Origin of the sequence: Leucobacter sp. gxy201, from assembly GCF_051043335.1 — a bacterium.
Classification (GTDB): Bacteria; Actinomycetota; Actinomycetes; order Actinomycetales; family Microbacteriaceae; genus Leucobacter.
Genome location: NZ_JAMXWS010000015.1, coordinates 1 through 5839, shown reverse-complemented (window position 1 = coordinate 5839; position 5839 = coordinate 1). Strand labels below are relative to the sequence as shown.

The following is a 5839-nucleotide window of genomic DNA, read 5'->3' as shown; positions in this document are numbered from 1 at the left end:
TGACGGCGCGTCCAAACTCAACGGTGCCATACCGCCAGCGTGACGGAACCACCGCGCCCCGACCGGCACAGACACGCCCACTTTCAGCGCCGCTTCAGCTGACGTGATACCAGTCGCGATCAGCCGCCAGAACTCCCGCTGCACCGCCCGAGAGGGCTCGGGCCGCCCTGGCGAGCGCATCGGCGGCCGTAACGCCCGATCCGCGCGCCATTGCCGCCGCACTCCCTCGGGCACATCGCTCGTCTTCGCGATCCAGTCCTTCCTCGCCACTCGTGCACACCTCCATACTCTGGGTGTTGCGACGACCAGTTGAATCCGCCCTGAGATCCCGCGTCGCTGTGATGGCGCAACTGGCCGGGGCCAACGGGGTGGCCTTGCCGCTCGCGTTCCCATAACGCCATGCGCAGCGGGATCATCACGAGATCGGTGTGTTTGCTAGTCTGCGCGTGCCAGGCCAGGATCCTTTGCGAGTACACATCAACGATGAATGCGACGTACACCCAACCGGCCCAGGTTCTGACGTAGGTGAAGTCGGTGACCCAGGTGTGATCAGGTCTCGGCGCCGTGAAATCACGATTCAGCAGATCACCGGCACGGATCCCTCCATCTTTCGCGGGGATCGTGGTCCGGATCGCTTTCGCTCTCGTGGTCCCTTGTAGCCCGAGGGCCCGCATTGCCCGGTCGACCGCGCCACGAGACGCATCCGAGATCCGGGTGCGGCGGATGAACGCGGTCATCTTCTTACGCCCGTACAGTCCCTCCGGAGTCATCCTGCGGCGCTGGGTACCATCAGCGAGCTCCTCGACTACCCAGGCAGTGTCTCGAACCGCGTCGAGTACGAGCGCGTCGGTCACGGTTCGGGAGCTGACGCGGCCTTGCCGCCAGGCCCGGTAAGTGCGCGCGGCGATCTGCACGCCCTGCTCACGCAGAACGCGGATGATCGACTCGACCGCATGCCCTTCGGCTCGCATCTGATCGATGAAGCCCACCATTAACGGTTGCGGGGGTCGAGTTCCCCCGCGAAGAAAGTCGTCGCTGCTTTCAAGATCGCGACGTCTTCGCGCAGCCGCCGGTTCTCGGCCTTGAGACGGCGGATCTCAGCGTGTTCCTCGCTGGTCTGTCCGTCGCGGCTACCGGCATCGATCTCGGCTTGCACGACCCAACGGCGAAGCGTTTCCGCACCGATGCCTTCTTGGCGTGCGACGGCTGCGATCGCTTTCGCGGTCGAGGGATACTCGGCCCGGTGTTCGAGCACGAGCCTGACGGCACGGTCTCGGAGGGCGGGGTCAATCTTCTTTGGCATGAAGCCATCCTTTCAACTCGAAAGGAAGCGGCATCAAACCCGGGACGGTTCAGCTTGATGATCCGAGAATCACCAGGTTCGTGGTGTGGTCGACCCATCGGCAGGCTGCGAGTCGGGTGACAACCTCACGGTTCAACGAGCGGCCATCGAGGTAGTGGATGTCCTCGATGCATGCGGCTGGGTTCGGGGTGCGTGACGCTTTGAGTAGCTTCAGGAGTCGTCGCTCACCCCGGGCCTGGGTCTCTCGGTCGAGTGCGTGTCGGATCTTCTGGGAGAACGACCATTCGTCACAGTCGGGGTCGTTCGCGATCGCGATCACGGTCTCTCCGAACGCGGTCATGCGGAGTCTCGTGAACAGGGGCATGTCGTCAGGCGTGAGGTGCTGATCAAGCATCACTACCCTCCTTAGCCTGGGCTTGCTCTTGCCCACCGGTGAGTGCGTCGAGACTGAACGCCTCGGGGCCTGACAGGTGAGCCCGACTGGTATCACGACTCGCGATGCGTGAGAGCGATCTGTTCCCCGGCGAGCTTTCTCTCGTGTACTGGCTGCTGGGGCGCGCGTCTTGCTCCGCTTTCAGCGCGGTGATGGCGTGCTTGACAGCGGTGTAGCTGAGCTGCCGGTGCTCATCTGCGATGAGGCCCTGGCAGGCTTGCTCCAGCAGGGGTCTCCCTGCTCGTTTGCCAAGGTCAAGGATATTCATGCAGGAGCGGAACCCTTGGGCTTCGATCTTCTTCCCGTCGAGGAGCTGCTCGAGCGCGGTCACTGTGCTGGGGCCAACCTTCGCAGCCTGCCGAAGAAAGTACGCACGAGTCCACAGCCCTATCGTTTCTGCGAGGTAGGCGGGTGCATGCTCCGGGTCGGTGACATACCCGTTCCGGTGCTGGCCTCGCTGGTGAGACGTGATGACCTCGCCCGCGGCGAGCACATCGATCTGCTCGCCGATGATTCTGACGTCCACACTCAGGCCAGCGAACTCGTACGGGACGGAGTACTTGATCGTGTCGAGTTGGATATGCCAGTCACGATGCACTTTCGCTTTCCGCCACTCGACTGGTTCCCAACGCTGCTGGGGTAACGGCAGCAGTTCTGACTTCTCAGCGTCAGTGAACCATTCCCAGCGGCTACGTTCCTCACCTCGAAACGGGGTCCTCTGGTTGATCCACTCCACACGGTCAGTGATGGCGTCATTCAGGTCATCGAGCGACGCGAACATCTGGTCATCGAGATAATGGATGACCCAGTTCGTGACGATCTTCACGCCGGCCTCGACATTGCCTTTATCGCGTGGCCGGTACTCGCGCGCTGGGACCGCGGCGGTCTGGTAGTGCTCGAGGAACTCGGCGTATGAACTGTTGACGTCGCGGGCGCGCTCGGTCTTACTGATCTGGTTTGATGCCGTCGACGTGTTGTCAGGCACCACCAGCAGAGGGATACCGCCCACGTATTCGAATGCTCGCTGATGAGCGTCAAGCCAAGCTGGCTGCTTCTCATCGAGATAGCCGCGCGCGTACACGAGGCCGGAGTACGGCAGCGACGCGACGAACACCGATACCTTCGTCGTGGCTTTCGTGATCGGGTCGGTGAGCAGCATGCGGGTGCCCGCCCAGTCGACTTGCATCGTGTGCCCCGGCACATGCGTGATCGGGGCTGTGAGGTCATGCGTGCGCACATGTTCGGCGACGATCTCGCAGAACCGGTCGTACCCATAATGCCGGGCACCAGATGACGCCTCGGCATGGAGATATTTCGACCAGAGCACCTTCAGCGGGGGTTTCTTCCGGCCGAGTCGGGCCCGGACGATCGTGTCGAGATCGACCGGCACGAACTCGCCCGTGACGCTCTTTCGACCATCGGAGAAGAACCGATCGAGGTCTTCGGCGGTCAGCGCCTCAAGCTGAGCAGGATTCGTGATCTGCTGCTCGTCGAGCGTACGGCGGGCTCTCGCGATCGCGCGATGCGAGCAGCCAGCCACCACCTCGATCTGCCGATACGAACGCTGCTCGAGTAGCAGTGTCATGATTCGCCGGTAGTCGGCCATATAGGGATTCCTTTCAACGGCCACGACCTCCAACAGTCGTGGGTGAAAGCAATCCTGAGGTATCCGGTAAGCAACCGCTCCGAATGCACCCGCGAATGCTACCGAATAGACCCACACGCGCTACCGAAAGGCACGGCTAAACAGTCGGCCGCTGACGCCCAGATTTCTTCGAGATCGGGCATTCGGATGTAGTGCGCCCGGTATCGGTGCTGGCATGCAGCCCGGGCGAGCGCGCACCCGAGGTACGACTTCCCCGACCCAGTGAAACCTTGGAACACGACGTTCTGGCGCCGATCGATGAAGGTGCAGGTTCCGAGTTGCGCGATCATCCCGCGGTCAAGGCCTCGTTCTTCGAGGAGATCGAGCCGGCGCAGCTCCGCGTCGGGGTAACGCAGCCCTGCCCTCCGGATGAGGCCCTCGACTTTGGCCTGGTTGAACGTGGTGTAGGCCTCGTCAACGACCAGGCTCACGCGTTCCCCGAACGGTAAGCCCAGAGCGAGCGATTCATCTTGCCGGTCGAACGCGTCGACCAGTGATCCCACTCCCATTTCCCGGAGTTTCCGCTTGGTCTCACTACCGATCTCGCTCACTTGACACTCCCGGCGTAGTAAGCGGCGCCACGCACATACCCGGCGGGAGGCGCTGCCTGCTCGCTTGCGGGCTCGAACCTCGGGTGTGTTCTGCTGTTCTCGTCCTGTCTGGTCTCGAGAATTGGTTTCAGATGCGCATACCGGGGAGATCGGACCCGGCTCTGAAGCGCGATCTCGCATGCCCGCTCGACCCTGGCAGCTGAGTATCGTTTCGTGAGGCGTAACACCGCAAGCACCGGGTCGAGTGCTTGCTCCTCGACCGGAACTGACTCGAACGCACGGTTCACGACCAGCAGTGTGTGCTCGCCAACCCTGGCCGCCCAGTCACGGCACCTTCCTGCATCCCATTCACGGTATCTCGGCCCGTTGGGGAGGTCGCCCTCGTGCGTGCGGTACTCGTTGATCACGCCCGCTGGGGCGAGGAGGTGGGAAGAGAGCCGGTCAGCACCAAGGTAGATCTCGAGCATTGACTGGGTGATGCGCAGATCGACACTCCGACCGATCTGGGCGTACGGGACGGAGTAGAAGTTCTTCTCCCACACCACATGCCCATTCTTCTGCACCTTCCGCCCGTACTGAATCGGCCTGGGAATATCGGAGGGCATGATCTAACACGGAGGATGGATTCATGCCAGCACCACGGAAGTACGACGACGAGACCCGCGCCCGCGCGATCCGCATGTACCAAGACCGCCTCACGGAGGGCGGGATCTCGCAGGCCGCGGCCCGCCGCGAGATCGGCGAGTTGATCGGGGTGAACCCTGACACACTGCGGGGATGGCTCCGCCGTGAGTTCGGCGAAGGAGTTACTCCGTCCGCTACGGACGCCGAGTCGGCCAGTGGGGAGATTGCCCGGCTGCGGCGCGAGAACGCGCAGCTCAAGCGTGCGAACGAGATCCTGAAGACCGCGTCAGCTTTTTTCGCAGCGGCGGAGCTCGACCGCAAACTCGGACAGTGATCGACTATGTGCGCGAACACCGTGAACGGTTCGGGGTCGAGCCGATCCTGACCGTGCTCGCTGAGCACGGTATCGGGGTCGCCCCGTCCACCTACTATGCTCACGCTGCTCGGGGCTTCGGCCCCAGCAGTCGGGATCTCGACGAAGCGTATGTGGCGAACGCGCTCTACGACCTCTGGAAACGGAATCGTCGCCTGTATGGGCGCCGCAAGCTCTGGAGGGCCGCCTGGCGGGCCGGCATGGAGATCGGCCGGGATCGGGTCGAGCGGCTCATGCGACTCGCCGGGATCAGCGGGATCCGGCGAGGCCGGCGCAGGATCGTGACGACGGTGAGCGACCCGAAAGTGGCCAGACACCCCGATCACGTGCAGCGGCAGTGGTCCTGGCCGTCCCGTCCGGATCAGTGGTGGGTCGCGGACTTCACCTACGTATGGACGACCGCGGGATTCTGCTACGTCTCCTTCATCACCGACGTGTTCTCCCGCAGCATCCTCGGCTGGCGAGTCATGACGTCGAAGACTACGACGCTGGTGCTCTCCGCGCTCGAGCAGTCGCTGTTCACCCGGCGGCGCACGAACGTGGGGTTCACCACTACAGGGCTGCTGCACCACTCGGATGCGGGGTCGCAGGGCGGATTCAACTGGTCGTCGCAACACCCAGAGTATGGAGGTGTGCACGAGTGGCGAGGAAGGACTGGATCGCGAAGACGAGCGATGTGCCCGAGGGAGTGCGGCGGCAATGGCGAGCGGATCGGGCGTTACGGCCGCCGATGCGCTCGCCAGGGCGGCCCGAGCCCTCTCGGGCGGTGCAGCGGGAGTTCTGGCGGCTGATCGCGACGGGTATCACGTCAGCTGAAGCGGCGCTGAAAGTGGGCGTGTCTGTGCCGGTCGGGGCGCGGTGGTTCCGTCACGCTGGCGGTATGGCACCGTTGAGTTTGGACGCGCCGTCG

At 63.4% G+C, this 5839-nt stretch carries 5 protein-coding genes, 4 pseudogenes and 1 other annotated feature; of the genes and pseudogenes, 3 read left to right on the top strand and 6 right to left on the bottom strand.

The window, feature by feature from the left end:
- From NHL51_RS13770 to NHL51_RS13745, 6 genes and pseudogenes are all read right to left on the bottom strand, one after another.
- Positions 1 to 180 (bottom strand): annotated as a pseudogene (locus NHL51_RS13770) (IS30 family transposase); the annotation flags it as partial.
- 134 nt (positions 181 to 314) lie between these two features.
- Positions 315 to 1303: pseudogene (locus tag NHL51_RS13765) on the bottom strand (IS3 family transposase); the annotation flags it as partial.
- A gap of 49 nt (positions 1304 to 1352) precedes the next feature.
- The gene (locus NHL51_RS13760; protein WP_434144645.1) at positions 1353 to 1697 is read right to left on the bottom strand and encodes an ATP-binding protein; all 345 of its coding nucleotides are present in this window, start codon (positions 1695 to 1697) and stop codon (positions 1353 to 1355) included.
- Positions 1690 to 3342, bottom strand: a complete 1653-nt coding sequence (istA, locus tag NHL51_RS13755; protein ID WP_434144643.1) for an IS21 family transposase — start codon at positions 3340 to 3342, stop codon at positions 1690 to 1692. Before istA ends, NHL51_RS13760 begins: the two co-directional genes overlap by 8 nt.
- Positions 3343 to 3485: 143 nt before the next feature.
- Positions 3486 to 3932 (bottom strand): annotated as a pseudogene (locus NHL51_RS13750) (ATP-binding protein); the annotation flags it as partial.
- Entirely contained in the window at positions 3929 to 4537 is a 609-nt protein-coding gene (locus NHL51_RS13745; protein ID WP_434144642.1) for a Mu transposase domain-containing protein, read from the bottom strand. The pseudogene NHL51_RS13750 and the gene NHL51_RS13745, both read right to left, overlap by 4 nt.
- Positions 4538 to 4560: 23 nt before the next feature.
- On the opposite strand from NHL51_RS13745, the gene NHL51_RS13740 reads away from it, so the two are divergent.
- From NHL51_RS13740 to NHL51_RS13730, 3 genes and pseudogenes are all read left to right on the top strand, one after another.
- The gene (locus NHL51_RS13740) at positions 4561 to 4890 is read left to right on the top strand and encodes a transposase (RefSeq protein WP_434144640.1); all 330 of its coding nucleotides are present in this window, start codon (positions 4561 to 4563) and stop codon (positions 4888 to 4890) included.
- Positions 4845 to 4976: a sequence feature (AL1L pseudoknot), on the top strand. Its footprint overlaps the gene before it by 46 nt.
- Positions 4887 to 5720 (top strand): IS3 family transposase, encoded by an 834-nt coding sequence (locus tag NHL51_RS13735; RefSeq protein ID WP_434144639.1) that lies wholly within the window; start codon positions 4887 to 4889, stop codon positions 5718 to 5720. (Overlaps the previous feature by 90 nt.) The genes NHL51_RS13740 and NHL51_RS13735 overlap by 4 nt, the downstream gene beginning before the upstream one ends.
- Positions 5660 to 5839 (top strand): annotated as a pseudogene (locus NHL51_RS13730) (IS30 family transposase); the annotation flags it as partial. The gene NHL51_RS13735 and the pseudogene NHL51_RS13730, both read left to right, overlap by 61 nt.